General features: G+C 59.1%; 21 protein-coding genes. 6 read left to right on the forward strand and 15 right to left on the reverse strand.

Features of this window, described 5'->3' with window-relative positions:
- Positions 1-2: 2 nt before the first annotated feature.
- Both HP15_RS19745 and HP15_RS19750 read right to left on the reverse strand, forming a co-directional pair.
- On the reverse strand, positions 3-1,058 hold the full coding sequence (locus tag HP15_RS19745; RefSeq protein WP_014579116.1) for a GGDEF domain-containing protein: 1,056 nt from the start codon (positions 1,056-1,058) through the stop codon (positions 3-5).
- 119 nt (positions 1,059-1,177) lie between these two features.
- On the reverse strand, positions 1,178-1,627 hold the full coding sequence (locus tag HP15_RS19750) for a potassium channel family protein (RefSeq protein ID WP_014579117.1): 450 nt from the start codon (positions 1,625-1,627) through the stop codon (positions 1,178-1,180).
- Between the two features lie 153 nt (positions 1,628-1,780).
- On the opposite strand from HP15_RS19750, the gene HP15_RS19755 reads away from it, so the two are divergent.
- Genes HP15_RS19755 through HP15_RS19775 form a run of 5 tightly spaced genes read left to right on the forward strand, consistent with a single transcriptional unit; the run spans position 1,781 to position 10,224 of the window.
- Complete coding sequence (locus HP15_RS19755) at positions 1,781-3,019, forward strand: efflux RND transporter periplasmic adaptor subunit (protein ID WP_014579118.1); 1,239 nt, start codon at positions 1,781-1,783, stop codon at positions 3,017-3,019.
- Positions 2,988-6,176, forward strand: coding sequence for an efflux RND transporter permease subunit (locus HP15_RS19760; RefSeq protein ID WP_049784507.1), 3,189 nt, complete (start codon positions 2,988-2,990; stop codon positions 6,174-6,176). The genes HP15_RS19755 and HP15_RS19760 overlap by 32 nt, the downstream gene beginning before the upstream one ends.
- A 10-nt stretch (positions 6,177-6,186) precedes the next feature.
- Positions 6,187-6,870, forward strand: a complete 684-nt coding sequence (locus tag HP15_RS19765) for an ABC transporter ATP-binding protein (protein WP_014579120.1) — start codon at positions 6,187-6,189, stop codon at positions 6,868-6,870.
- 7 nt (positions 6,871-6,877) lie between these two features.
- The gene (locus HP15_RS19770) at positions 6,878-9,148 is read left to right on the forward strand and encodes an FtsX-like permease family protein (protein ID WP_014579121.1); all 2,271 of its coding nucleotides are present in this window, start codon (positions 6,878-6,880) and stop codon (positions 9,146-9,148) included.
- A complete protein-coding gene (locus tag HP15_RS19775) occupies positions 9,145-10,224 on the forward strand; it encodes a lipocalin-like domain-containing protein (RefSeq protein WP_014579122.1) in 1,080 nt (359 codons plus the stop codon). Before HP15_RS19770 ends, HP15_RS19775 begins: the two co-directional genes overlap by 4 nt.
- A gap of 18 nt (positions 10,225-10,242) precedes the next feature.
- Here HP15_RS19775 and HP15_RS19780 read toward each other — a convergent pair whose 3' ends face one another.
- The 9 genes from HP15_RS19780 to HP15_RS19820 form a co-directional block, all read right to left on the reverse strand.
- Entirely contained in the window at positions 10,243-11,451 is a 1,209-nt protein-coding gene (locus HP15_RS19780) for an ammonium transporter (protein WP_014579123.1), read from the reverse strand.
- Positions 11,452-11,673: 222 nt separating this feature from the next.
- Positions 11,674-12,597: a flagellar motor protein MotB gene (locus HP15_RS19785; protein WP_014579125.1), complete on the reverse strand. Its 924-nt coding sequence runs from the start codon at positions 12,595-12,597 to the stop codon at positions 11,674-11,676.
- 2 nt (positions 12,598-12,599) lie between these two features.
- The gene (gene pomA / locus HP15_RS19790) at positions 12,600-13,370 is read right to left on the reverse strand and encodes a flagellar motor protein PomA (RefSeq protein ID WP_014579126.1); all 771 of its coding nucleotides are present in this window, start codon (positions 13,368-13,370) and stop codon (positions 12,600-12,602) included.
- A gap of 68 nt (positions 13,371-13,438) precedes the next feature.
- The gene (locus HP15_RS19795; protein WP_014579127.1) at positions 13,439-13,858 is read right to left on the reverse strand and encodes a YkvA family protein; all 420 of its coding nucleotides are present in this window, start codon (positions 13,856-13,858) and stop codon (positions 13,439-13,441) included.
- 78 nt (positions 13,859-13,936) lie between these two features.
- Positions 13,937-14,194, reverse strand: coding sequence for a TIGR03643 family protein (locus HP15_RS19800; protein ID WP_008177157.1), 258 nt, complete (start codon positions 14,192-14,194; stop codon positions 13,937-13,939).
- Positions 14,195-14,264: 70 nt separating this feature from the next.
- On the reverse strand, positions 14,265-14,858 hold the full coding sequence (locus HP15_RS19805; RefSeq protein ID WP_227499675.1) for a tRNA-uridine aminocarboxypropyltransferase: 594 nt from the start codon (positions 14,856-14,858) through the stop codon (positions 14,265-14,267).
- A gap of 6 nt (positions 14,859-14,864) precedes the next feature.
- The gene (locus HP15_RS19810; protein ID WP_041645940.1) at positions 14,865-16,526 is read right to left on the reverse strand and encodes a phytoene desaturase family protein; all 1,662 of its coding nucleotides are present in this window, start codon (positions 16,524-16,526) and stop codon (positions 14,865-14,867) included.
- Positions 16,517-17,023: a DUF6231 family protein gene (locus HP15_RS19815; RefSeq protein WP_014579130.1), complete on the reverse strand. Its 507-nt coding sequence runs from the start codon at positions 17,021-17,023 to the stop codon at positions 16,517-16,519. Before HP15_RS19815 ends, HP15_RS19810 begins: the two co-directional genes overlap by 10 nt.
- A gap of 16 nt (positions 17,024-17,039) precedes the next feature.
- Positions 17,040-18,362: a DASH family cryptochrome gene (locus HP15_RS19820; RefSeq protein WP_014579131.1), complete on the reverse strand. Its 1,323-nt coding sequence runs from the start codon at positions 18,360-18,362 to the stop codon at positions 17,040-17,042.
- 168 nt (positions 18,363-18,530) lie between these two features.
- On the opposite strand from HP15_RS19820, the gene HP15_RS19825 reads away from it, so the two are divergent.
- Positions 18,531-19,643 carry an S-(hydroxymethyl)glutathione dehydrogenase/class III alcohol dehydrogenase gene (locus HP15_RS19825; RefSeq protein WP_014579132.1) on the forward strand — a complete coding sequence of 371 codons (1,113 nt, stop codon included), beginning with the start codon at positions 18,531-18,533 and terminating at the stop codon, positions 19,641-19,643.
- A gap of 83 nt (positions 19,644-19,726) precedes the next feature.
- Here HP15_RS19825 and HP15_RS19830 read toward each other — a convergent pair whose 3' ends face one another.
- The 4 genes from HP15_RS19830 to HP15_RS19845 all read right to left on the reverse strand — a co-directional run bounded on the left by HP15_RS19830 (position 19,727) and on the right by HP15_RS19845 (position 26,165).
- Positions 19,727-20,323 carry an antibiotic biosynthesis monooxygenase gene (locus tag HP15_RS19830; protein WP_014579133.1) on the reverse strand — a complete coding sequence of 199 codons (597 nt, stop codon included), beginning with the start codon at positions 20,321-20,323 and terminating at the stop codon, positions 19,727-19,729.
- Between the two features lie 75 nt (positions 20,324-20,398).
- Positions 20,399-21,727: a DUF1329 domain-containing protein gene (locus HP15_RS19835; protein WP_049784508.1), complete on the reverse strand. Its 1,329-nt coding sequence runs from the start codon at positions 21,725-21,727 to the stop codon at positions 20,399-20,401.
- 15 nt (positions 21,728-21,742) lie between these two features.
- The gene (locus HP15_RS19840) at positions 21,743-23,656 is read right to left on the reverse strand and encodes a DUF1302 family protein (protein ID WP_014579135.1); all 1,914 of its coding nucleotides are present in this window, start codon (positions 23,654-23,656) and stop codon (positions 21,743-21,745) included.
- A gap of 43 nt (positions 23,657-23,699) precedes the next feature.
- On the reverse strand, positions 23,700-26,165 hold the full coding sequence (locus HP15_RS19845) for an efflux RND transporter permease subunit (RefSeq protein ID WP_014579136.1): 2,466 nt from the start codon (positions 26,163-26,165) through the stop codon (positions 23,700-23,702).
- Positions 26,166-26,173 lie beyond the last annotated feature (8 nt).

Here is a 26,173-nt window from a genome sequence, read left to right on the forward strand (position 1 = left end):
GATTACGCCTGGCAGGGAACCAGGGCGCTGTCGGAGCTGATGATCCGGTTACGTCCGGAATCCTTGGCGTGATAGAGGTATTGGTCGGCCCGGCCGATCAGGCTGCGCAGATCGCCACCGTCCGGACCAAACTGGGCAATGCCGCCGCTGATAGTCAGGCCAATGGATTGATCCTGATAGGGCACGGGGTGAGATTCAATCGCACCCCGGATCTTGTCTGCCACCCGATGAGCCTGGTCTGCGGTGGTGTTGGTGAGCAGAATGGCGAACTCCTCGCCACCCAGCCGGGTGGCCAGATCGGTTGCTCTGAGCGAAGCGCGCAGGGTGCTGGCGACATGCCTGAGCGCCAGGTCTCCGGCCTCGTGACCATGCTGATCATTGACCTGTTTGAAATGGTCCAGATCCAGTACCAGCACGGATAGTGGGGTTCCGTTACGGAGGCTGCGTTTGCGCTCCTGTTCAAACACATCGCTGAGGCGCGCCCGGTTGGCGAGGCCGGTGAGTGCGTCAGTTTGAGCCATTTTAAGCAGGCGTGATTCGGATTGCTCCCGAGTGATCTCGTAAATGTGAGAGAACGCGAGGATGGTCAGTGACATCAGCCCCATATTGGCAATAGGAAGGGGCTGTATCATGTCCGGAGCATCCTGGTATTTGAAAAAGAAGATCACGGCTGCCGTGCCCATGAACACGGCAGATACCAGCAGGCCCAGGCGCCGGCCCATCAGAAGGTGGGAAAGGATGGGAATCAACAGGACCCAGGCGAAGACCGTGGTGGTTGCCCGGGGTGATGTGAGTGCGAACATCATGGTGATGCAGAACGGCAGGATAAAGGCGAGAATCCAGCGTTCCAGGTGTCTCGTGTTGCCAATGGCCCAGAGGATGAAAACCGAGTAGCAGGCCATGCCAAGCTCGGCAAAGGCCAGGGGGTAATTCTCTCTCTGGACGTTGAGGGTAAAAAACAGCAGGCCGCTGATGGCGGTAAAGATCAGCAGCGTCTTCAGTACCGCTTTGCGGTAAGGACGGGCAAGGTGCTTCTGTGATTCCCTGTAGCTTTCCATGGGTCTGGTCTGAATGTCCGGCGCTCTGGGGCGATATGTACAAAGACAGTGCACATGCCGCAAGATCCGGGTATTAGATCAGAATCTATGCAAAGTAACCGTCGATCTTAGACTAAAGTCTAGCGGGTGGGCCAGTAACGCTGCATTTCCACGAACAGGAAGGAGGCGCTCCAGGTGATCAGAACCAGCCCGGAAAGCGCTTCTATGCCGGTGAGGAAACGCAGGATGCCGAAGGGTTCGACATCCCCGTAGCCGACGGTGGTAAATGTGGTGAAGGAGAAGTAGACGCAGTCCAGGATGCTGCCGCTGAAATTGCCGCCAAGTTCGCCCCAGCCCTCGGCGTGGTGCATAAGATAAAAAGCACCGGCAAAGATCCAGACTTGCAGGGTGTGTGCGGCGAGAACGCCGAATACGGCGGCAATCAACCGGAACCGATGGCTCTGCCGCATTTTCGACAGGAGTCCACTCAAATTAATCAGTACTTCGTGGTGGATCAGGACCACGACGGCAACGATCAACCCGTTGATCAGCGTTGCGTTCAGGAGATTGACATGATGTTCTACTGCCAAGACAGATACTCTCCGTTGCCATGAATGGAGGATACACCGCGTAAAATTGACGCAGGACCCAGGCTTGTCCGATCCGAAAACGAGCCTTGATTGTATAGTAGTCTGAACCTAACAGCCCGACGGGCTTTTTTTACCTTAGCTGGCCAGCAAGTAATGTCCAAACGACTCATTCCCGTATTGATTCTCGCCGTCGGTATCGCCGGTTTCATGATTCTCAAGATGACACGCCCGGAGCCTGCAGAGGTCAGTGCCACCGAGCGGAGTTGGCGTGTTCAGGTTCAGCAGATTGAGCCGGGGACCCACACGCCGGTTTTGCCCCTTTACGGAGAGGTTCTTGCGCCTGAGCAACTGACGGTAACCGCCACCCTGGCGGGCCGTATCGGTGCCAGACCGGTAACGGAGGGGCAGCGTGTCAGTGAGGGAGAGCTTCTGGTGGCTCTGGATGAGGCCGATATCCAACCCGCCCTGGCTCAGGCCGAGGCTCAGGTAAACGATCTGAAAGCCCAGATCCGATCGGAGCAGGTGCGCTATCGGAATGACCAGGCAGCGCTGGCCAGCGAGCAGGCGATTCTCGAGAACGCCCGCCGACAGCTGGAGCGAACCCGATCGCTGGTTAGCCGGAACCTGGCCTCCCGCGAAGCGCTGGAGGCGGCTACCGATGCTGCCGCACGAGCCGAGCTGACGGTGAATACCCGGCAGCGCGCGATTGAAGAGCACCCGGCTCGGCTGCAGAGCCTCGAAGCAAAATTGGCCCAGGCCGAGGCAAACCTGCTCAGCACGCGGCGGGATGCCGAACGAGCCCGTATGGTTGCGCCTTTCGACGGCATGGTGACCGATATCCGGGTTGCCGAGGGAGATCAGGTAAGCCGAAACGAACCGCTGCTGTCGCTCTATCCCGTGGATGGTCTTGAACTCAGGGCCCGGGTCCCGGAGATGTTCCGTGGCGAGCTCCTGGATGCGCTGGCCCGCGGGGAAACCCTGACGGCCACCAGCGAGGGGGATCAGCACCAGTTCCGGCTCACCCGCTTCGCCGGCACCAGCGATGCCTCCGGTACTGAAGCCATTCTTGAACTTGAGGGCGAGGCCGGTGGAATACGGCCGGGGGGCCTGTTGCCCGTGACCCTGGAGCGGGCCGCCCGCAGCAATACCGTGTCGATTCCGTTCAGCGCCCTCTACGGTGCCGACAGCGTCTACCTGATGTCCTCAGATGGCCGGATGGAGCGCGCCCGGATCGAGCGCATTGGCGAAGCCCGGGGTAGCAATGGCGAGCGTCGCCTTCTGGTGTCTGGCGAAGCCCTGGTGTCTGGCGCGCAACTGATCACCACACACCTGCCCAATGCGGTGACCGGCCTCAAGGTGGATGTCGCGGATTCCGGAGCTTCGGCACAATGAGGCGGAAAAGGGCGTCATCGGTTTTTTTGTTCACCATCGGGTCGCTGCCAACCTGGTGATGCTGGTCATGCTGCTGGGTGGCGTACTGGCACTCACCCGCATGAATATCCAGTTTTTCCCGACCTTTGCCCTGGACGTGGTCAGTGTCCGCGTGGTCTGGAGTGGGGCCTCCGCCGAGGACGTCGAGCAGGGCATCACCAACCCCCTTGAGCAGCGACTGCGAAGCGTCGATGGTCTGAAGAAAATGACCTCCACCTCGGCCCAGAGTGTCTCGTCCATCACGCTTGAGTTCGAGGAGGGCACCAACCCGATCCAGGCCCTGGATGACGTGCGCCAGCAGGTGGACGAATTCACCAACTTCCCGGCCGAGGCGGAGGAGCCCCAGGTCACCCGGATTGAACGTTATGAACCGGTGGCCCGGTTGCTGGTTTACGGGGATGTCGATCGCAGTGAGTTGCGGCAGATGGCGTACCGGTTTGAAGATGAACTGCTCCAGCGCGGCATTGACCGGGTGTCGATCCGGGGCCTGCCGGAACAGCAGATCAGCATTGATGTACCGGTGGAGCGGCTCGAGACACTGGGGCTTTCACTGGAACAGATAGCCGAACGTGTGGCGGCCATTTCCCGCGACCTGCCCGCCGGCATGATGGCGCAGCAGGACGCCACCCGGGAATTGCGCGCGGTTGAGCAGCGACGCAGCCCGCAGGAATTTGAAAACATTCCGGTGCTCAGTGGTGAGCGGGTTCAGCTCCATCTTGGCGATGTCGCCATCATTCGTCAGGAGGCCCGTGAGAGCCAGGTAACGCTGGAAAAGGACGGCAAGCCGGCGGTTGAGCTGCAGTTGCAGCGATCGGAAAACGGCAATTCGCTGGAAGCGGCCAAAGTCCTGGAAAACTGGCTGACGGATACTCGGCCGGTGCTGCCGCCAACGGTGGAACTGGAGGTGTACGATGAGACCTGGCAACTGCTGGATGATCGTATTTCCCTGCTGGTGAAAAACGGTCTGGGCGGTCTGGTGCTGGTGATCTGTCTGTTGTACCTGTTTCTGCCGGGTCGGGTGGCCCTGTGGGTGGCCGTCGGGATACCCACTGCCTTTCTGGCGGCCATGGCAGTGCTCTGGCTGATCGGTGGTTCCATCAACATGATTTCCCTGTTTGCACTGATCATGGCACTGGGGGTGATCGTCGACGATGCCATTGTGGTGGGCGAGGATGCCGATGCCCATGCCCGGATGGGGGAGGAATCCATCTATGCCTCGGAAGGTGCAGCGAAACGCATGGTCTGGCCGGTACTGGCCTCGTCGCTGACCACCGTTGCGGCCTTCATGCCTCTTTTGGTGGTGGGCGGAGTCATCGGCAATATCCTGGGTGATATACCACTGGTGATGATCTGTGTTCTGGTCGCTTCGCTGCTTGAGTGTTTTATCGTGTTGCCCGCGCACCTGCGCCATGCCTTTGTACCCCGGCGCAAGAAAAAATCTCAGGCGTCGGAGCCGAAAAAGCCGGGCCCGATTGAACGTTTCCGGCAGGGCTTTGAACAGCGGTTCGACCGGTTCCGGGAAGGCCGGTTCCGGCGCTTCTCCCGATACAGTCTTCAGCATCGGGGCGCCACGGTCGCCAGTGCCCTGGCCCTGGCCATCGTGACCATCGGCCTGCTGGCCGGCGGTCGGCTGGGTTTCAACTTCTTCCCGACCCCGGAGCCCTCGGTTTTCTATGCCAACGCAAGCTTTGTGGCCGGGACCGATCGCGGCACGGTGGATGATTTCCTGACCCAGATGCAGACGACGCTTAATGAGACTGAAGAAGCCCTGGGTGGCGATTTCATCCTTCACGCCGTAACGACACGGGGTGCAACCCAGGGCGCCGAGGGCAGCTCCCGAAGTGGTGACGAACTGGGCTCAATGATGATTGAACTGGTGCCTTCCGACCGCCGTTCGGTGCGCAACCCGGAATTCATCACCGAGTGGCGCAGCCGGCTGGAGACCCCCGCCGGGCTGGACAACCTGACGATTTCCGAGCGCCAGGCCGGGCCTCCTGGCCGCGACGTCAACGTGCGGCTGACCGGTGAGAACGCTGAACGCCTAAAGCAGGCCGCCGACGAACTGGGGCAGGCGCTGTCGACGCTGCCTGGCGTACTTGATGTGGAAGATGACATGCCCTGGGGGCGGGAGCAGCTGATTTACCAGGTGAGTGCCTATGGTGAGGCGTTGGGGCTGACCACGTCGGATCTGGGTCGCCAGCTCCGGGCGGCCTTTGATGGTCGCATTGCCCAGATCTACCAGGATGGCCGGGATGAAGTGGAAGTTCGTGTACAGCTGCCACAGGATCAGCGCGAGCGGCTTTCGACCCTGTCTCGTATCACGATCCGGGTTCCGGACGGTCGTTTTGTGCCCCTGACCCAGGTTATGAACCTGGATCACCGACAGGGCTTCCAGGCCCTGCGACACGCTGAAGGGCGACTGGCCGTTGAGGTGACGTCCGGGCTGAACACCCGGGTCAGCACCACTGACCAGATCCTCACCAGCCTCGAGGCCGAGGCCCTCCCCGACATCGCCAGTCGTTATAACGTGCGTTACAGCTTCGAGGGCCGGGCGGCCGACCAGCGGGAAACCCTGGGTGATATGCAAACCGGCCTGGTTATCGGTCTGGCGCTTATGTACGTGGTGCTGGCCTGGGTGTTTGCGTCCTGGAGCCTGCCGCTGATTGTCATGGCCATCATTCCCTTTGCCCTGGTGGGCGCATTGTTGGGCCACTGGCTGATGGGGTTGCAGCTGACCATTCTCTCCCTGTTTGGCCTGTTCGGTCTGTCCGGGATTGTGGTCAATAACGCGATCATCCTCGTAGCCTTCTATAACCAGCAGCGGAAAAAAGGGCTGGACATCACGGATGCGCTCAACGAAGCGGCGGTACAGCGGGTTCGGGCAGTGATGCTGACATCGCTGACAACGATCGGTGGTCTTCTGCCCCTGTTGTTCGAGACGTCCCTGCAGGCCCAGTTCCTGATTCCCATGGCCACGTCCATCGCGTTTGGTCTGGGGCTTTCGACCCTTCTGGTGTTGCTGGTGGTTCCTGCCTTGCTTTCTTGGCTGGAGCAATTCCGGGAATGGCGCGCACGGCGGCATGGCGAGATGGCAGAGCCGATCGGGGCGCCCGAGTGACAGGACAAGCATGGTGGATTCTTTGCTATCGGCCCGAGGCCTGAACAAGCAGTTTCGCAGCGGCGATGAGCCGGTGCCGGTGCTTACCGATTTCTCGTTGCAACTCGGTGCGGGTGAATCGCTGGCGCTGACAGGCCGATCGGGGTCCGGCAAAAGCACCCTGTTGAACATCCTGTGCGGCCTGGAAAAGCCTGATTCAGGTACCGTTCAGGTGCTCGGAGAAACATTTGATGCCCGGTCAACGGAGGCCGCAAGCAAGGCCGACGCGCGCTGGGGCGGTCTACGCCGACAACAGATCGGTGTGGTGTTCCAGGAAGCCAATCTGATGCCCGCCCTGTCGCTGCTGGACAATGTGCGTTTTCGGGCCCGGCTTGCCGGTCAATCCGAGGACGATTGCCGGGACTGGCTGGAGCGACTGGGCATTGGCGAGCTTGCGGACCGCTTTCCGGATCAGGTGTCCGGCGGGCAGCGCCAGCGTGCCTCGCTTGCCATGGTCTTTGCCATGAAGCCGGCCCTGATTCTTGCCGATGAACCGACAGGCAGTCTTGACCGGCATACCGCTGAGGCCGTGATCGGGCAGCTTTTCGAGCTGCAGGCCCGTCACGGTTGCGGACTGATCCTCGCCACCCACGATCCCGAACTGGCGACCCGCTGCAGCCAGCACCTGGATCTGGGCCATCTGCCGGAAACCTGAGCCCGCGATGAATCTCCCGGCCGCCCTGTTCAGCCACTACCGTCGCCATCCTCTCCAGTTGCTGGCCCTGGCCGCCATGATTGTGCTTGCCACTATGCTCTGGACGGGCGTCCACCATCTCACCAGTCAGGCCCGGGCCAGTCTCGACCAGAGCGAGTCGGCGGTGGCCGAGCGCCAGCAGGTGGCTCGCACAGATGTTAGCCCCGTAACTGTGGACGACTTCGTGGAGCTGCGCCGAGCCGGGCTTTGTGTCATGCCCTGGCTGGAGGTCTCCGAGCCGGAAGGCGGTCGAGTCGTGGGTGTTGACCCTCTGGCAGCGGGCTGCTTCCAGGCCCCCGGCGGGCAGGAGTCGCCCTGGGACGGGGAGCTGGATGGCCGGCCTTTTGTGGATATCAGTGAAGCGGCGGAGCTGGCCCGTGAGCAGGGCAGCGAATTGTCGCTGCTGGTATCCGATGACCACAGCAAGGGCGATCTACCACCCGGCTATCAGCTGGTGCCGTTCAGCGTTGGCCCGGCTACCGGTGAACTGGGTGACAGTTTCCTGTTGAATCTGGATGCCCTCGGGGTCCTGGTTCTCCTCATTACCGCTTTGCTGGTGCGAAGTGTTTACCTGCTCGGCCTGGCCCAACGTCGCGACAGCTTTGCCCTGTTGCATCGGTTTGGCGTTCCCCATGGCCGGGTGAACCGCCTGCTGGTTGTCGAGATCCTCTTGCTGGCTGCGGTTTGTGTCCTGCCCGGAATCTGGCTTGGCCGCTGGTTGGCGGCTGGTCTGGGCAGCGGCTTCGGACAGGCGCTTGAGGGGCTGTTCGATCAGCCGTTATATGCAGGCCAGGGCGGGAGCTGGCTGGTGCCGCTTGTCACCATGATGGCCGTGATTCTGGTTGCTTGTCTGGCGGATTTCCTCCGGCCAATTTTCCGGGGGCTTGTGGGAGGCAACCGCCGATACGGCGGCCTGGTGTTGTTGGTTCTGGTCGCAGGCCTCGCCTTGACGGTTTGGGTCACCGATCTGCTCTGGCTTTTCATTGCCGTGGCCATGGTATTCGTGGCGGCGGGAATTCTCGCGCCCAGGTTGATTGCCTCGCTTGCAGACTGGCGGTCCGGCCACGACAGGGATCTGCAGGCACGCTGGCGCCATCGGGAGCTTGCCGTGCTGGCTCGTCGCCTGGCCTTGCCATTGGTAGCCCTACAGTTCGCCATGGCGATGGTCCTTGCGGTACAGGCACTGGTTACGACTTTTGAGAGCACGTTTGACCGGTGGCTGGCGCAGAGACTGGAAGCGGACTATTACGTCGAAGTCCCGGAATCAGCAGATGCGGCCCTGGCACTCGACTGGCTCGCTGAACAGCCGGGCCTCTCGGCTTCCGGGCTGTGGCATCGGGTCATTCGCGGTCGGGCAACCCTGCCGGGCGGCGAGCATGAGGGAGATACCAGGGTAGACGTCTTTGCCATCGGCCCCGTTGGCCCGCTGGTGACCGGTTGGGAGTTGTTTGAATCAGCGCCGCAGCCCTGGCAGCGACTGCAACAGGGCCAGGGCGTGATGGTGAATGAACAGCTGGCGCGCCGGCAGGATATAGCGGTCGGCCAGACATTGACGGTACTTTTCGGAAGCCAGTCCTTCGAACTTCCGGTTCTGGCCATTTACCCGGACTACGGCCGTCCAGCCGGCGAGATCCTGATTCATCCGTCGGTTCTTCCAACGGAGTTCGAAACCGGCTTCCAGAGCCTGTCAGTTTCGCCGGGCAATCTCTCCATTGAGGCACTGACCGAAGGACTGAAAGGGGTATGGCAGGTCGAGGCGTTGACGGTCCGGGATAACCGGGCGATTGAAGAGCTCGCCTCTGCCATTTTCGACCAGACCTTTCTGCTGACCCGGGCCATGACCACCCTGACCCTGATACTGGCGGCTATCGCCCTTCTGATGATGGGCTGGGTCTTTTTCTCGACCCGTGCCTGGTATTTCCGGCTGCTTGTGGTGTGGGGGCTGTCACGAAGGCAGGCTTCGGCCCAACTGGTCCGATTGTCAGTGTCGTTGACCGGTGCCATTACCCTGCTGGCCCTGCCATTGGGTGTCTGGTTGACCTGGGTGCTGGTGCATCGGATCAATCCCATCGCGTTTGGATGGTCCCTGCCCATGGCCGTCTATCCGGGGTTCTGGCTGGAGCTTGGTGTGCTCAGCATGCTGATCGGTCTCAGCATCGCCTTACTGATGAGCCGCCAGTTGAAATCGCCAACGGTCGCACCCGCAAACGCTAATGCCCTGGCAGGAGGTGAGCGATGAGGCGCTGGATCTTCCTCTGGTTCGCCGTGGTTCTGGCCGGCTGTTCGGAGCCACAGCAAGAGTCAGGCTTTGCCGGACTGGCCGGCATCGCGGATAACGAATCCGGTGTGCCCTTTCTGCAGCCTGGCCCGGGAGACCGGCTGTCGTTTCCCGAGGATTATGGCCCCCACCCGCAGCACAGGATCGAATGGTGGTACCTGACCGCCAATTTGAAGACTCAGGATGGCGAGCCCCTTGGCTTGCAATGGACCCAGTTCCGCCAGGCAATCGAGCCGAGGCAGGCAGACGCTGAGCCTCCGGATGCAAATAACTGGCCTTTGGAAGCCGCCTGGATGGCCCACGCCGCAGTAAGCTTTGATACCCGGCACTACTTCGCAGAGAAGCTGGCCCGGGGAGACGTTGGCCACGCCGGAGCCCGGGCAGAGCCGATCGCCGTGTGGCTGGACGACTGGCAGCTTGAGGCTGAACCCGGGCAGAGTTCATGGCGGTTGCAGGTCGCGGCGGATAACTGGTCCTACGATTTGACCCTGAGCATCACCGGAAAGCCTGTAGCCCATGGCGATCAGGGTTTCAGCGCCAAATCCGCCGATGGCGAGGGTTCCATGTATTTCAGTCTGGTGGACCTTCAGATCAACGGCAGGGTCACCCTGGGCGATCAGACGTTGGACGTCAGTGGGAAGGGTTGGTTTGACCGGGAGTGGAGCAGCCAGTTTCTGAAATCCGGCCAGCAGGGCTGGGACTGGTTTGCGTTGCACCTGGATTCGGGCGACAAACTTATGGCTTTCCAGCTCAGGGAAGAAGACGGTGGCTTTCGTGCCGGAACCTGGATTCCAGCTGATGGCGAGCCCATCGCTCTTGGTGCCGGTCAGCTCAACCTGAAGCCATTAACCCAAGACGAAGGTTATCCCCGTGCATGGCGTCTGGAAGTGCCAGACTTTGGCCTGAACCTGGAGGTGGCTGCGCCAGCGGGGGACTATCGAAACACCGGGCTCTACCCGTACTGGGAGAGCCCGGTGTCAGTATCCGGCAGCCATGGTGGCGTGGGCTACATGGAGCTGACCGGATACGGAGAGTGAACTGCACCGTAACCGGTGTTACTCGACCGCGGTCGCCCCAATCCGGTGGATGCTCAGGTCCGCTCCGTTGAATTCTTCCTCTTCGGTCAGGCGCAGGCCTGAGATGGCGTTGATTGCGCCATAGACAATCAGGCCGCCGACAAAGGCCACAACCACGCCGGCCACTGAGCCGATGATCTGCGACACCAGGCTGACGCCGCCAAGGCCTCCCAGCGCTTCCTGGCCGAAAATGCCGCAGGCAATCGCGCCCCAGACACCACAGACACCGTGCAGGGGCCAGACACCCAGAACATCGTCGAGCCGTTCGATCTTGGCCTGTGCCCATTCAAACAGGTATACGAAGATGGCGCCTGCTACGCCGCCAGTCACGAGAGCGCCTACCGGATGCATCAGGTCAGAGCCGGCACATACCGCCACCAGTCCCGCTAGCGGGCCGTTGTGGATAAAGCCCGGGTCCTTGCGGCCCAGCAGCATGGAGACGAGGATGCCGCCGACCATGGCCATCAGGCTGTTCACGGCCACCAGGCCGCTGATGCCGTCCAGGGTCTGGGCCGACATGACGTTGAAGCCAAACCAGCCGACGGTCAGAATCCAGGCGCCCAGGGCGAGGAAGGGGATGTTGGAGGGGGCAAAGGCCACCACCTTGCCGTTGCGGTAGCGCCCATTTCGTGCACCCAGAACCAATACGGCCGCCAGGGCGATCCAGCCGCCCACCGCGTGCACTACAACGGAGCCGGCAAAGTCGTGGAAGGATGCACCAAACTGGTTCTCCAGCCAGCCCTGGAAACCATAGTTGCCGTTCCAGATCAGCCCCTCAAAGAAGGGATAGATAAAGGCGACAATCAGGCCTGAGGCAATCAGCATCGGGTAGAACTTGGCGCGTTCGGCAATACCGCCGGACACGATGGCGGGAATGGCCGCGGCGAACGTCATCAGGAAGAAAAACTTCACCAGATCATAGCCGTTGGCAGCGGTGAGCTCGGCGGCGCCGCTCATGAAATGGCTGCCGTAGGCGATGTAATAGCCGATAAAGAAGTAGGCCACGGCGGAGATGCCGAAGTCGGTCATGATCTTGACGAGGGCATTGACCTGGTTCTTGTGGCGAACCGTGCCAACTTCCAGGAAGGCAAAGCCGGCATGCATGGCCAGCACCATAATGGCGCCGATAAGGATGAATAGCGTGTTGGCGCTTTCGGTCAGGGTATGTACTGCACTCGTGATGTCCACGGGTTTTCGCTCCTGATGTTGTGTGTCCGGCCTCTATCGGACCGTTTACGTTGGCTTGTGCATTGTTGAGGTGCAGCTGAAGCAAGAGCTGTTCCAAAACAAGGCATATCAAGAGCTGAAGGGCAGTTGAGGGGGCTTTCAGAAATGTGAGGTACTATTTTCACTCTAATAATGCACTATTGCTGTGCGTTTTAGCGTGTAGCGCACCAAAATAGAGTGCGCTTACCAACTGATTTCGTTTGGTGTCGAGCTGTCGGATTCGGATTCGATCCCGAGGCTGGATTCGGTATCATCCGATTCGGACTGGATCAGTTCCCGAAGGCGTACTTCCTGTTCCTGCATCGGGCCGGAGAGATCAATGATGATTTCCACGCGCCGGTTCTTGGCGCGGTTTTCTGCAGAGGTGTTGGGTACCCGCGGCTTGGTATCCGCCAGACCGGTGACGGACAGACGCGTGGGTTCCACCTGGTCCCGGGCAACCAGAACGTTGGCAACGGCGGCTGAACGGGCGGCGGAGAGGTCCCAGTTACTGTAAAAACGGTCGGTCCGGATAGGCACGTTGTCGGTGTGCCCCTCGATCGTCAGGTCACCGGGAATGCCTTCAATCACCTCCGCCATATCCAGCAGCAGGCCCTCGAATTCCCAGGTCAGCTGAGCCGAGCCGGAAGGGAAAGAACCTTTTTCCTCAACCCGAATCACGATTCGCCGCTGATCCTCGCTCACATTGATGCGCCCATCCGCGATCGCCGGCTCCAGGACTTTCAGGATATCGTCCATGGTTTCCTGCATCTGTTCCTCCATGGCGGCTTCAACGGCCATGTCGGTGGGGCTTTTCAGGGTCTGGAGTTCCGGCGCTTCGTCCGTGGTGGTCTGTTTGACTTCGTTGACAACGGTGGGCTCTGGCGGCGCCGGGGAAAACTTGTCAAAAATGGGGCTGGTGCCCTTCGGGATCTCCAGAGCCGGCACATCCCGCTGGACGCCAAAGGCTTTGGAGAGTTCACCGGCAATCTGCTTGAACTTCTGGGCGTCGATCTCGGAAAAGGACAGCAGCAGAACAAAGAAGCACATCAGCAGGGACATGAGATCGGCGAAGGTGACAACCCAGGCGGGAATTCCCGGTTTTTCCTCTTCTGGCAACTCGTCCATGATTACGCGCCTTCCGGTTCAGCCACTTTTTCACGTTCCTTGGGCGGCAGGTAGCTGGAGAGCATCTGCTCGATGATGCGCGGGTTGGTACCCTCCTGGATGGCAACCAGGGCATCAATATAAAGCGACTGCATGCGCGCTTCCTCGGTCATGCGCAGAGAGAGCTTGTCGGCAATCGGGGTGGCAATCATGGTGGCAATCATGGCGCCATAAAGCGTGGTCAGCAGGGCAACGGCCATGGCCGGGCCGATGGATTTCGGGTCTTCCATGTTCGACAGCATCTGAACCAGACCTATCAGCGTACCGATCATGCCCATGGCCGGCGCCACGTCCGCCATGGCCGTGAAGACCTTGGCGCCGGAGCGGTTGTGGTCGAGAGTCATCAGGCGCTCCTTGTTCAGAAGCTCCTTGATGGTTTTCCCGTCCTGCCCGTCCACCAGCATCTGGATACCCTGTCCAAGGAACGGGCTGCTGATCTCTCTGTCTTCCAGCCCCAGAACCCCTTCTTTCCGGGCCACATTGGCAATATCCACCAGCTCCTCAATGCTCGCCTGGGTTTCCGGCAACTTGAACTTGAAGGCGCGGGCAGCAGCTTTGAAGGCACCCAGGAACTGGGCAAAGCTGAACTTGGCGAGAACAACCAGCATGGTACCGCCGACAACGATCAGCAGGGATGCGGGATTGATAAATACCAACGGAGAGGTGCCAAGAATAACTGCCGAAGCAATGAGTAAACTAGCGCCAACAAGACCGATAAGAGTGGCGAAATCCACGGTATCTCCAGGTTTGGTTTGAGCAAGGCTGAGAAGGGGTGTGAGATTACCTTCAGATCAGAATTTAATCAATTCGTCTGATGGGTTCTTTCCTGTTCTTCCTGCTGTTCTTTCCAGGCAGCATAGCGGTGAATATCGGACTCCACCAGCTTCAGGCACAGCGCAACAACGCCGGCGTCGTCCACCAGACCGAAGCCGAAAATCAGGTCGGGAATGACATCGAGGGGGTTCATCACATAGATCAGCGCACCGGCCACCGCTGCGATCGTTTTCCACGGAACGCTCCGGTAATTGCCGTACCAGTAATCGCGGATCATCGAAAACATCAGCTTGATGTCGGCACTGAAGCGAGACAGTTTGCCGCTTTCTTTCACTTTCTCTTCAATACTGCGCTGGCGGTCGAGCAGCGTTTCCAGATCCGCCCGATGCACCTTGCTCGCCTCGGCGTCCAGTTGTTTCCGGGCGTTTTTCTGGTTGAACAATGCCATCGAGAGGGTTCCTCACTTGCTTGATGCCTGAGTGCTCATGATCGCGCAGCTTCGCCGTCAATGCCAATGACAAGGCGTTTATCGGTGCTTGTACTGGGTCGGACAATAGCCGCGGTCTACACCCTCGGGTCGTAGCTGGCGATGTTTGGTGTTGCGCCCGGTTACCCGCTTGCGCCATAGCCGGAAGCTACCGGGCTTGAGCTCACGACGCATCAGGCGAATAACATCTTTTTCGCGAAGGCCATAGAGGGCTTCGATGGCCTCGAAGGGTGTGCGGTCCTCCCACGCCATCTCGATGATGCGGGAGAGGTCCGCCGGTTCAAACTGCTCTGACATGGGGTTTCTCTGTTTGACTTACGTGTTCCCAAAGTACGTTTGAGCTGGCCAGTCGTCTCACCCGGCTGGTTTATTGGTAGTGCCTGTGCAGCCGGGCCGGGATCTGGGCCAGCTGTTTGTCGACCAGTGTGCGCATGGCGTGGGCGATTGGCCGGGTATCCAGCTCTGGCTCAAGCACATTGAGCAGATAGGCAACGGCCTCTGCCGTGGCCAGGCGGTGTTCTCCGGGCGCCTTTCGGATGGCGTAGGCGGAGGCCGGCGGATTGGCGAAATGGAAACGCGGCAATGCAGAGAGTTCCGGGTTCTGGTGAAGGATTTTGGCGGCCTTGCGCCAGGTGCCGTCGAGAATCATCCAGTGATCGAACTGGCGTACGTCTGAGGTTTCGAGCGCCTCACTGCCGGGCCCCGGAAACAGCAGGGCCGGGTGATGACTGCCGGCGACGGAATCAAACCCGGCCTGATGGAAATCGCTCGGCATTTCGCCTGTGAAGAGCCTGAGATTTGCGAGGCACCGGGTGAGGATACGAACGGTACCCTTGGCATGGCCGACCTCGGTCGGGTGCTGCAGTATCGTCACCCCCGTGCGGTTTCGCACGGGGGCACACGCTTCGCAAACACAGATATTCGGATGCATGCCGCAATCGGCGCAAATCGGTCTGGGCAACCCCTGTTACCCCACGAAAATACGCTTCGCCAGACCGGCCCCGCGCAAGCCCTGAATGGCCAGGGTGCTGACCAGTCCACCGATCATTGCGCCCACGACACCGCAGGTGAGGATATCCTGGCCGGTAAGGTAGAGCCCAGGGATGTCGGTCTTGGGTTTCAGCCACTCCTGTTCGAAGCGCTCGGGGTTGTGGTCCAGGCCGTAGAGCTCGCCCCGGCCGTAACGGCAGAACCAGGCGGTGGAAAGCGGGGTAGAGGTTTCCACGTAATCCACTTTTCCGCGCAGCTGGGGCAGTTTCTCGTACATCACTTCCAGCAACTGGTCGGTGATTTTTTGCTTCAGGGCCTCATAGTCGTCGCCCCGCTTGCCCCAGATGGTGCCCTGCCAGGGCTCGAACATCTCCCAGGTCGTCGGGGCGACGATCTCGATGGTGGAGGTGCCAGGCCAGCGGTTCTGGTAATCCGGATCCTTGGCTGCCGGAAAGGAGATGTAAACCACCGGGAACTCGGTGTTGTCCGGGTCATCCAGAAACTGTTGCACGTTGCCGTCGTGGTCCGCGCTGGGATAGATCCAGAAATTGGTCCGCGGCAGGCCAAGTGCCTCCGGTGTGCCCTTCAGGCCGATGTAGAGGCCGATGTGGGGCATGGAGGGAATGATGTGCTGGCGTTTGCTCTTGTAGCCGATCTTTTCGGCGGACTCGGCGGGCAGCAGTTTTTCGAAAGTGTTGATAACTCCGGCGTTGCTGATGACCAGCGGTGCCCGGATTTCTTCGCCATCTGCCATGCGAACGCCGGTTGCCCTGCCTTTCTCCACCAGGATGTCGGTGACGTCGGCGTAGGTAAAGACTTCACCGCCGGGCTGCTGGATAACAGGGATAATAGTTTTGGCAATTTCCGACGCGCCGCCGACGGGGTAAAAGCCACCGTAGAGGTAATGTTTGGCAATCAGCGCATGGACCATAAAGCTGGACTGCATCGGCGTGACGCCGCAGTCGCCCCACTGGCCGGTGATAGCGCCGATCAGTTCCTGATTGTTGGTGAGCTCGCTCAGCACCTCCCACGTGGTCTTGTTGAAACAGTCAGGCAGGGCGACATCCAGTCCTTTGTTGATAACCGGGCTCAATATGCCGGGGGCGAGCTTGGAGAGTGTGTACCACTGCATGCCGTCTGCCACCTTGCCCAGCAGCTTTACATACTGGTCGATGGCTTCTTGTTCATCGGGAAAGGCATCGAGCAGGGAGAGACGCAGCCCTTCCTTGCCGGCGCGCAGATTCACGACCATTTCGCCCAGGAAGAAGCGGTCGTAGTTCTCGTCCATGGGGGCCCATTCCAGCTTGCCGTCGGTGATGTAATCGAACAGCCTGCGGCCCAGGGTGTGGGGAGAGCCCATGTCGCCGATGTAATGGACGCCTACGTCCCATTCGTAGCCGTTGCGAGCGTAACTGTGGGTATAGCCGCCGGCCGTGTAATGCTGCTCAAGCACGAGGACTTTCTTGCCCGCCTTGGCCAGGCAGGCTGCGGTGGTCAGGCCGCCGATGCCGGAGCCAATTACGATGGCGTCGTAGGGGCCTTTCAGGCGATTGGCCCGGTAACGGGTACCGATCCTGATCGTACTGGGCTTCAGTTTCTGAGAAGACGGACTGTTCACTTCAGTGCTTTTTACCACCATGCCTTGCCCCACATTTCCGGATTGGCCCAGTTCTCTGGATTGTTCCAGGCCCGTTTGTGGTTGTAAGTATCCAGATTGTAGGTGTACAGCGTGAGTGCGCCGTTATCATTTTCCAGTTCGGCATGGCGACGGAAGCCAAGGCCGATGAAATCAGTAAAGGCCCAGCCTGGCGCTTCGCCAACCAGCACCGCGATCTGATGGGTTCCATAGTTTCTTAGCTGGCCCAGCAGCAGGGCGCCTTCATCATGAGGCAGGTGCTCCAGGGTGCCGGTTATCAGCGCCAGGTCTGCAACCCGGTCGATGTGCAGCCTGGCGTTGGGGTCGATGGTGTCGAGAGTTCGAACATCGACGCCATCCTGGTGGTTCTGCCACATCCGCGATATTTCGGTTGCGAGGCTGCCGCAACTCACCAGGGTTGCCGGTGAGCTGGTTTCGATGATGCGGGCCAGTGTCTCCCGTGCTGCATCCGAGTTGCTGTTGTCCGTCATTTCCGCCATGGCGATTCGCCTTTTACTACAGGGGCCAGTCTGCCGCATCCACTGTGTGTAAGCCTACGGGCTGATCCGCATGCCCGCCCCAGCGGTCAATAAAGGTGCCGGTGGGATCGTACTGCTGCGTCTGTTTTTCGAGGTTGAACTGCCGCAGGCCTCTCGGGTCCGCCCCTACGCCAGCCAGGTACTGCCAGTTGCCGTAGTTGCTTCCTACATCATAGTCGATCAACTGCTCCTCAAACCATGCCGCTCCGTAGCGCCAGTCCAACCCGAGTTCGTTGATGAAGCAACTGGCGACCAGCTGTCTGGCCCGGTTGCTCATGTAACCGGTTTCCCGCAGCTGGTTCATTGCGGCGTTCACGATCGGATATTCGGTGTTGCCCTGGCACCAGGCCTTGAAACGATGGCCGTAGAAGGTGCCATGCCGGCGTTTGCGCTGGACGCCGTCCCGGCGGAACAGGTTGGCGCCATGTTTCAGGGCGTACCAGTAGAAGTATTCGCGCCAGAGGAGCTCGAACCAGAGCCAGTAGGTGGATTCGTTTTTAGTCTCGCTGGCTTCGTATTCGGTGATGGTTTCTGCTACTTCCCGGACCGAGAGACAGCCGTTGGCCAGCCAGGGTGAGAACTTGGAGGAGGCATCCCAGGTGTCCAGGGCGTTCCGGGTTTCCTTGTAGCGGTCAATGCTGTGGTTGCCATAGAGGAATTCCTGCAGCCGCGCCAGGCCGGCGGCTTCACCACCCATAAACTGTAACGGATGAACCGGTTCCGGTATCGGCGGGCAGTCGCCGCGATTGTCCTCCGGGAATCCCGGCGGTGGCGGTAGGGCCGTCAGGGTGCGGATTCGCAAGCGCTCTGAACAGCGATCTCCGGTTTTCTCAACTTGCTTGCGGAACTGGGAGAAGGTATCCGGCAACTCCTCGAGCGCCATCGGCAGGGAACCCTCGGTGAACAGGCTCAGAGTCTCGAATTGCTGGAATACTGCCTTGGGCAGCCTGTCCTTGATGGCTTGCCACTGACCGGCCTCCTGGGTGCCCGGAAGCCGGGAGCGGACAACCCGTTCAATGCTGTGGGCGTGCGCAAGTTGCGGAATGACCGTTTCCGGCTCACCAAAGGCGATGTGGAGCCGCTGGCCCAGTGGTCGAAGGCTGCGTTCCAACGCCATCAGGCTCTGCCAAAGAAAGCGCCACCGATGATCCCCCATAGCCTTGCTCTGCAGGGGACCGGGCGCAAACCAGCGCGGATCGACCACATAGAGGCAGAGCAGCATGTCGGACTTCGAGGCCGCCAGCAACGAAGCGTTGTCGTGCAGGCGAAGATCCCGCGTAAACCAGTAAAGCGTGCGCAACGTAAGAGCTCCTCTCTCGGTATCTGTCAGCTGTGAGAAGATACGAGCCAGTTCCGAAAAAGATTTCGCCGCCCATCTGGTTGCGCACTTCGTATAGAATGAACGAACAGCCGGCACATCGTGGCGTGAAATCCAAAACACAGATCCGAATTCAACAGGAGTCCGACAGTGATTAAATCCCGTGCAGCGGTGGCTTTTGAGGCCAACAAGCCGCTAGAAATTGTCGAAGTCGATGTGGCGCCGCCCCAGGAGGGCGAGGTTCTGGTGCGCATCGTTGCCACCGGTGTTTGTCATACCGACGCCTACACCCTGTCTGGTGCTGACCCTGAAGGCCTGTTCCCGACCATTCTGGGCCACGAAGGTGGCGGTATTGTCGAGGCGGTCGGACCCGGCGTCAAAAACCTGGAAGTGGGTGACCACGTGATTCCGCTTTACACGGCCGAATGCGGCGAGTGCAAGTTCTGCACCTCTGGCAAGACCAATCTGTGTGGTGCCGTGCGTGCGACCCAGGGCAAGGGCGTGATGCCCGACGGTACCTCCCGTTTCTCCTACAACGGTCAGCCACTTTATCATTACATGGGCTGCTCCACGTTTTCCGAATACACGGTACTGCCGGAAATCTCCCTGGCCAAGATTCCCAAGGACGCGCCTCTGGACAAGGTGTGCCTGCTTGGCTGCGGCGTCACCACCGGCATCGGCGCGGTACTGAACACTGCCAAGGTCGAGGAGGGCGCCACTGTGGCCATCTTCGGTCTGGGTGGCATCGGCCTGGCGGCGATCATCGGAGCCAAGATGGCCAAGGCGGGCCGGATTATCGGCGTCGACATCAACCCGGGCAAATTCGACATCGCCAAACAGCTGGGCGCTACCGACGTGGTCAATCCCAACGACTACGACAAGCCGATTCAGGAAGTGATTGTCGACATGACCGACGGCGGAGCCGACTACACCTTCGAATGCGTAGGCAACGTGAAACTGATGCGTGCAGCGCTTGAGGCCTGCCACAAAGGCTGGGGTGAATCCACTATCATCGGTGTTGCCGGTGCCGGCGAGGAAATCAGCACCCGTCCGTTCCAGCTGGTGACCGGTCGGGTCTGGCGTGGTTCAGCCTTTGGCGGTGTAAAAGGTCGTACCGAGCTGCCGGGCTATGTGGAAAAAGCCGAAAAGGGTGAAATTCCGCTGGATGTGTTCATTACCCATGAAATGCCGTTGGAAGACATCAACAAGGCGTTTGACCTGATGCATGAGGGTAAGAGCATCCGGACGGTTATTCATTTCTAAACTGATGCAGTCGTGAGCAGGTCAGGCCGGTTTGGCCTGCTCCATTCCCATTGCTGGCCGATGTGGTTCAAGAGGTCGTTTGCTCATCGGGATGAGTCGCCTTTCTTGGGAAACAACCAGAATGCGAACCAGCGAGTCATTCTCGGCATGAGCACATAACTCATCAACAGCATCACCACCGCGGTGACCAGCAGTGTTCTTACAAAAAGCGGTATCTGTGCCAACCAGTCTCCGAACATGACGAAGACGAGCGTGACAGCCGGATAGAGTGCCAGCCAACTGACAAGGGTCATCTTCCATTTGGGTGGTGGCGTCACCGGATTCTGGCCTGGCAGAGTGAACCAGGTGACGATTCCCGAAGTCACTTCCCGTTCACTGGGTTGAACCAGCAAACTTTCTATCTGCTCCAGCAGCTCCGCTCTCTCATTGGAAGCTTCCCATGCAGCAAGGGATTCCCGGTCTCGGAACTTGAACACGATGCGGTATTCGGGATCGTCGGGTGACGCCGGCCGGAACATGGCAGTACCGAGATATCCCGGAAAACGCGATGCTCGTTCGGTCATTTTGCTGCTCAGAGCCTCGAACTCTTCCTGATTGCCTTTTTTGACCCGTCGAGAGACGACAACTGTCAGAGGATCTGTTGGACCTTGTTGGCTGGCAGTTGATTGGCTATCCATCATGTTCAATATCCTCAATGATCCAAAAAAGGGGCCCGCAGAAGCGGGCCCAATGGAGAAGCAACAAAGATCCGTGGATCAGCTTCCGGTTGCCCGGAGGTGTTGAACGTTGAACATCTGGGGCGGCGACAGTTCCGGATCAACCTGTCCCTTGAACTGGCCGGTGGTGCAGTGGCTGGCCTGGACGTCAATCATGCTGAAGCTGTCGTCAATGGACACACCGCTGCCCTTGTTTTTCGGCAGGTGGTGATCGGGGTGTGCCTGGCCAATGGTAAAGGTCTTCCAGAGGCTACCCTTGCGGTCGTAGGACACGGTTCGGGGAATGGTGAAGGTTTGTGCGTCCATGAAATGAACACGCTTTGAGAGCGGGTGGCTCTCGTCCACAGGAACGGATTCAACTTCGTAGACCTTGCGCAGCTGCCAGGTGATATCCGGGAAACAGCCACCCTGGCCACTGAAGGACACAACCTGATAACCATCACTGTCGCTGTGGGTTTCGGCATCCAGCGTCAGATCATTGTGGTTGTAAAAGGGCATCAGCATGTAGCGAGTGCCTTTGTAGGTCCAGTTCATGTCTGAAATCCGGCCGTTATAGCCCTCAAAGTCCTCGATCATCAGATCAGAGCCGAGGAACGCGTCGGTGACCTGGCCAGTTGCCAGACGACGGACCCGACGCTGGAAGCCCAGGTACAACCAGGAGTTGTCCCGCTTCAGATCGTCCGCTGCACGATGGATCAGGAGCTGGGTGTTCCGGACATCAGCCGGGTCCAGTACCTGCACATAAATCGCCCGGAACAGGTCAGACGGGTTCGGCGTGATTTCTGGCGTCGGTTCCTGGATGACCCGGCCTTTATAGTTCAGGAAGTGGAAGTTGAACTTGATAGTGCGTTCCACCTTGCCAGAGTCCATGTCCCGGTATTTCCAGTAGAACGGGTAGATAGCCGCGCTGTCGCCCCAGTTGTAGCCATACTTGTAGTTCCAGGCCAGCTTCTCGCCGGCTCGTGGATCGTTGGCGTCAGGTTCTTCGGGGAAGGGGCGGCCCGCACTCCAGCCACTGATCTCGCCTACCTCGTTTCCAAGAGACACCTGTCCCAGCGAAACCCGTGTAGCTTCGACATAGTTCGGATGCAGATCAAAGGAGGTGGTCTCGCCTACGGTGATGGTGGTCATGCCCTGCTCGATAAAACCGTAGAATGCGGGATCGATGGCGTCCTTGAACTGGGCAACGTTGCTCTGGTCAATGACCATTCCGGCTTTTAGTCCATCAAAGCTCGGTGTCTCTGTGTTGTAGGGATAGAAGGAGTTGGTAATAACTGCTTCATCGGCCATTAGCGCTGTCGACATCAGGCCTGCCGTGCAGCCAGCCATCAGCCATCTAAAAACGGATTTGTTCTTTGTCGTAGTCATTTTGGTTCCTCGTTATCAGAAGCTGTAACGTGCGGTCAGCTGGATTTCGTCTTCTTTCTGGGCCATGCCGATCGGTCCTGACTGGAAGCGGCCAAGGGGTTCGTATCCGGAAAGACCGGCAGATTCACCCGCAGGCTGGCCAGGATAGGCGGCAGTGAACGGATCCCAGGGGTTACAGGTGCGGCAGTCATCGAACTTGCGGGCACCATCGCCGACCTTGAAGTTGGCGCCGGCTGTGAGCCTGAAGTTGTCGTTAACCAGCCACTCCACTGACGGTGCAACTGCAGTTGCCTGGGCACGGACGTCGTGGGCGGTAATGATTTGTGGGCTGAGACGGCCATTCATGTAGAAACCCTTGATCAACAGGGTCGCAATCCAGTTCTGTTCCCAGTCCGGAATGCCGGCTTCGCCCAGCAGACGCTGCTCGCGCTCGTGGTCAAGAATGTGCTGGCCAAAGATCTGACCGGAAAACAGGAACGCCTGGGACTCGTTCAGGGCAGGGATAAATATGTTCTTGTCGGCCCCCACGACGTAGCGAACGACATCAGACTCGGAATACAGCTTTTCGCGCAGGGTGTTGGCAAACTCTTCACCAGAGGTGTAGGCAGTTTCAACCCGGAACACGGTGTCGATGCCCTGGGAGTAGTAGTCCAGTGAGCCGCCGACCAGGTTTACTCTCGGGAAGTGGATATCGAACGCGATCAGGCTTGGCCAAACGGCGGTATCGCCGGTGAATGCGTTCTCAGCCGGAATGCCACCGCGGAGGGAAGGGAGCTGGGAACGGTAGGTCAGAGCGTTCAGAGAGAAGCCGAGATCGCCGTATACACCTTCCAGTTTCAAACCCAGCTGGGTGTTGGAAAGGCTCCAGCTCGGCAGATGCGCCTCACGGATACCGATCTGCCCGGGGCCAAAGTCTGTTGCTATGCTGCCGTTGGCAAAGTTGGCAACGGTGCCGCCGTTTTCCCATAGATTATTCATACCACGGAAGAAGCAGCCTGCATCCAGGATAACGTTCGGCTGCCCACACTGGCCGATATCATGGGGACGGAACTGATCGAAGTTCCAGACCACCTGGAAGTTCAGGTCGTCGAAGGCCAGGCCATCGAATACCTCGGTGGGGCCCATGCGATAGTCTGACTTCAGGATCCACATGGGGATTCGGATGTCTTCCAACTCGTCGTAGATGTTGTTGCGGGAGAAATCCACCGGGTTGATAACATCCAGTACCCGGAACAAGTCCGTGCGGCCCCAGATGACCTGCTGTTTACCCAGGCGGGTGCTCAGCACGTTGCCGCTGTCGAAGTTCAGGTCAAAATCGACATAAAGTTCACGGATGAAATCCGCCCGGTCGTTGAACTCCTGGAAACGAAGCTCGTTCAGATCCTTGTCCAGGTAGTCATCAATACAGCCCCGGCTGTCGACATCGCAGGGGCGCACCGGAACACCAAATCCGACACCACCATCCTGAGGGTGCAGGTTTTCACCCAGGACGATCATGCCGTCGTTGGGGTTCTGGTTGATGTCGAAACCGAAGTTGGGTGTCGGAGCGATACCGCCACCATGGGGTACGAATGGGTCAGGATTGGGCGCCAGTGCGGTGTCTTCGAGAAGAATGGCACCACCAGCGGTACGTCCATATTCATCCTTGTTCAGGTCGTACACCCCGTCATAGGTGCCGCGCAATGTGCCGTTGATGGAAACGTTGCTGAAAATGCCCACGTCGCCAATTCGTTTCTCGCCTTCCAGTTGCAGCGTATTCCGGAACTTGGATAGACCGACGCCCTCTCGCCCGTAGGTTGCGTTTTCGTAGAAACCGTTGACGCGGGCATCTTCCGCAGCAACGGCTGTAGTCATTGGAACCAGCGCCAGGGTGGCACTACCCGCAAGGGTGCAGCACCAGAACCTCAGGCCTTTTATTGTTGTTTGCATGGCATGTCCTCGTTACAGGTTTTAGTGGGGCTTGGTACCGGGTTCAGGCCCGGTACGGCGCTCCCGTCACAAACCCATCGTCCTGTCTTGAATCCAACACAGGGGATGGAGCTGATTTCGTTTCCTTGTGGTCCGAATGCAGGATTCCGTCTTCATCGGCATAGACGTCGGTGATGAATCGCGGTTTGAAGGCCAGTACCCAGGAAGGCACCAGCAGCATGGCGGCCATGCCGTTGATGACGATCATCACGCACAGCAGCAACGCAGCGTCGGACTGGAATCGAAGATTGGAGAAGATGACCCACATGATGATCCCGGCCATCAGGGTCAGTGCGGTAAAACTGATGGCCATGCCTGTGGTTGAAATGGCACGTCTGACGGATTCGCGCAGGTCCCCGCACTTGGCCATTTCCTCGCGAATGCGGTCCATCATGTAGATGGAGTAATCGATACCTACGCCGATTCCCACAGCGATGACCGGAACGGTATTGATGTCGATGCTCAGACCGTTCAGGCCCATGTAGGCGTAGGTGAGGGTGGTGGCGAACAGCATTGCCAGGAGCATCATCAGGCCGGCGTGCCAGGAGGTGTAGAACAGCATCACGAAGGCGAAGATGAGCAGAAAGACCAGTGGCAGAACGATCACATTGGTTTCAAAGGCTGATTCGTTCATGGCAGCTGCGACACCAAGCGTGCCGCCCGCCAGTCGAATGGTCAGGCCGTCAACGCTGTCTCCGTTTTCAGCGATCCATTCCTTGGCCATATGAATCGCACGACGGATGGTTTCGCCCTGACGGTCCTTGTAATAGAACACCAGGTTGGCGACTCGATCGTCGGTGTCGTTGAACTCATCCAGGGCGCCAGGCACCGGGCTCGATGCCATGTACGTGAACATCAACCCACCCACGTAGCCGGCATCGTGGGGGATCTGGTACCAGCGCGGGTCATCGTTGTGCATCAGACGATTCACTTGCTTGACCAGGTCGGGTAATCCCTTGCTGCCGCCCACTTCCGGATCCAGCAGCATATGGGCCTGAAGATCAGACAGGGCCTCAAGCACCTCGGGACGCTTCAGTCCGCCTTTTTCACTGGTTTCGGCAACAATGTAGAGCTCCTCGGAACCCGGGAAACGGTCATTAACCACGCGGGAAGAGATGTTGTAATCGTGGTCGGGGTAAAGGATCGGCGAGCCGGGCTCGGAATCACCAATCTGTACATTGGATGCGGCCAGCAAACCACCCAGCATGGATATAGCTGCCACGGCGAGAATGACTCGGGCCGCTCCGGGTCGAGTGACGGTTCGAGAGCAGCTGGCACCGATGTGGCGCAAGGCAGTTTCGCGAATTTCCGGATTCTTGGGCGTAGGCAGAATGGAGAGCAGTAGCGGAACACCGATCAGGACGGTAAAAACAACGGTGATCGCCCAGAGTGACGCGTAGATGCCAAGATGGGTGTTCAGGGGGATCGAGCCAATGGCGATCAACGACAGACCAATGGCGTCGGAGACCACCCCCAGAGAGCCTGGCCGGAAAAGGCTGTCGAAGGTTGCTTTCGCCGCCTTTGGGCCGCTACCCAGTACCAGGGTCTCTGCATAGTAGCGCTCGACCAGTTGCACACCGTGGCTCATGGCTCGCGCTGCAATCAAAAAGGGGATTACCAGACCTAAGGGGTCCAGGTTGTAGCCGAGTACACTGATAATCCCAAGTCCCCACACGGTGGAGATGAGAACGCCTCCAAGGGGGATTAGCACACCGTACGCTTTACGGAAGTGGAAGATGAGCAGTGCCAGCATGGTCAGCACTGTGAAAATGAAGATCTGAAGGATCTGGTCCATGTAAGTGTAGGCCCAGCCCACCAGCACCGGCTGACCGGTGGCGTAGATGGTGACACCCTCGCCAGCCTCATTGGCGCGCAGTTCCTGAAGTTGGGCAAAGGTTGCTTCGTAATCCAGTTTGCCTTCAATGAGCTGCGCCTTGACCAGCGCCATCTTCAGATCGGGGGAAACCAGCGGCCCGTAAACCCGCGGATTGGCGGCTACATCGGCGCGCATGGCATCCAGTGCCTGCTGGGAATATTCGCCGCTGGTAGAGTCGTAATAGGGCTCGGAGTTGATGCTGCCGACTTCCGTCAGCCAGATTTTCCGGGAATTGCGGTGGGTGACGCTGGAAACCAGGTTGTGGTTGACGCCCGGCAGGCTGTCGACCGCCTGGGTGATTCGATCGATTCTGGCCAGGTTGTCGTTAGTGAAGATATCACCGTCGGAAAACTCGACCCCGACCACAAGAACATTGGCACCACCGAAACTGTCCTTGATGCTGTTATGCAGCTGGATGTAAGGGTGTTGCTGAGGCAAAAGATCCGCGAAATCCGTGTAGATTTTCAGGCCTGGGATACGCAGGGCGAAGATCAGTGTCAGTATCGCGATCACTGAAAGCACCTTGCGGGGGTTGTTGAATATCCACACTTCCAGCAGATGCAGCAGATGTGTGAAACGATGCAATCCGGGCATGGTTGATA

This window comes from Marinobacter adhaerens HP15 (assembly GCF_000166295.1).
In the GTDB taxonomy this organism is placed as follows: domain Bacteria; phylum Pseudomonadota; class Gammaproteobacteria; order Pseudomonadales; family Oleiphilaceae; genus Marinobacter; species Marinobacter adhaerens.

Excerpts from the sequence above, each read along its gene's own strand:
- HP15_RS19745 (WP_014579116.1), bottom strand. The coding sequence starts at position 1,058 with ATGGAAAGCTACAGGGAATCACAGAAGCACCTTGCCCGTCCTTACCGC.
- HP15_RS19755 (WP_014579118.1), top strand. The coding sequence starts at position 1,781 with ATGTCCAAACGACTCATTCCCGTATTGATTCTCGCCGTCGGTATCGCC.
- HP15_RS19760 (WP_049784507.1), top strand. The coding sequence starts at position 2,988 with ATGTCGCGGATTCCGGAGCTTCGGCACAATGAGGCGGAAAAGGGCGTC.
- HP15_RS19765 (WP_014579120.1), top strand. The coding sequence starts at position 6,187 with ATGGTGGATTCTTTGCTATCGGCCCGAGGCCTGAACAAGCAGTTTCGC.
- HP15_RS19770 (WP_014579121.1), top strand. The coding sequence starts at position 6,878 with ATGAATCTCCCGGCCGCCCTGTTCAGCCACTACCGTCGCCATCCTCTC.
- HP15_RS19775 (WP_014579122.1), top strand. The coding sequence starts at position 9,145 with ATGAGGCGCTGGATCTTCCTCTGGTTCGCCGTGGTTCTGGCCGGCTGT.
- HP15_RS19785 (WP_014579125.1), bottom strand. The coding sequence starts at position 12,597 with ATGGACGAGTTGCCAGAAGAGGAAAAACCGGGAATTCCCGCCTGGGTT.
- HP15_RS19795 (WP_014579127.1), bottom strand. The coding sequence starts at position 13,858 with ATGGCATTGTTCAACCAGAAAAACGCCCGGAAACAACTGGACGCCGAG.
- HP15_RS19800 (WP_008177157.1), bottom strand. The coding sequence starts at position 14,194 with ATGTCAGAGCAGTTTGAACCGGCGGACCTCTCCCGCATCATCGAGATG.
- HP15_RS19810 (WP_041645940.1), bottom strand. The coding sequence starts at position 16,526 with ATGGTGGTAAAAAGCACTGAAGTGAACAGTCCGTCTTCTCAGAAACTG.
- HP15_RS19815 (WP_014579130.1), bottom strand. The coding sequence starts at position 17,023 with ATGGCGGAAATGACGGACAACAGCAACTCGGATGCAGCACGGGAGACA.
- HP15_RS19830 (WP_014579133.1), bottom strand. The coding sequence starts at position 20,323 with ATGATGGATAGCCAATCAACTGCCAGCCAACAAGGTCCAACAGATCCT.
- HP15_RS19835 (WP_049784508.1), bottom strand. The coding sequence starts at position 21,727 with ATGACTACGACAAAGAACAAATCCGTTTTTAGATGGCTGATGGCTGGC.
- HP15_RS19840 (WP_014579135.1), bottom strand. The coding sequence starts at position 23,656 with ATGCAAACAACAATAAAAGGCCTGAGGTTCTGGTGCTGCACCCTTGCG.
- HP15_RS19845 (WP_014579136.1), bottom strand. The coding sequence starts at position 26,165 with ATGCCCGGATTGCATCGTTTCACACATCTGCTGCATCTGCTGGAAGTG.